1 pseudogene is annotated in these 760 nt (G+C 46.6%); it reads right to left on the bottom strand.

What is annotated here, in order from left to right:
- Window positions 1-760: pseudogene (locus ACS8FD_RS19770) on the bottom strand (polynucleotide adenylyltransferase PcnB); the annotation flags it as partial.

Here is a 760-nt window from a genome sequence, read left to right as displayed (position 1 = left end):
ACTGGCTTTACCATTAGTCTTGCTGTCCGACACGCTTTTTTGATTGGACGTCCATTTGTCAGCGGTATCTGCTGCTGACTTTTGACGATTGCGCCCGCGACCACGCTGAGATTTTTTGTAAGCGCCGCGGCGAATACTTTCATCAAAGTCATCGATCGCTTGCTGCTGCTGACGCTCAGATAGAGTCTGATAAGTCTGCCACCAGTCGCCCATACCATTGGTCGACTCTGATAATGGATGCTCAGCATCCCCGCACTGCTCACGCAATAACAAAAAGTCAAAACCAGCACGAAAGCGTGGATGTTCAGAAAGCTGAACGATTTGCTTGTTGCGCGGAGCAGCAAGCTTTGGCTGCAATATCCAAATATCACGGATAAATTGCTCAGCAAACTTTGGAATCGCAGTCTTAATACGTTGGCGATCAATAACCTTACCAGCCGCATACATCTGTGCTTCTGCAAAAGGCATGTTACGCTTTTTGGCTTTTTCTAGCTGATGTAAGTAGTTTTCCCATAATAGAGCTGCATAGAAAAATGCGGGATTGATGCTTTTGCCCGCGGCAATGCGTTTATCCGTATTGATGGCGACTTGTTTGACTAAAGCGCTTGGCTCAGATGGCGGATAGATAACCAAGCTGTCAATCGCACCCGATTCAAACAATAGCGGCAACAATGGTACTAAATAGCCGCCAGTAAACATCTTCTGGGTTTCATCATAAAGGCGATGCGGCGATATTTGCTCAAGCAATGCCCAATTATCA

The organism is Psychrobacter sp. 1U2 (genome assembly GCF_051847575.1).
This window is presented reverse-complemented; position numbering and strand designations above follow the sequence as displayed.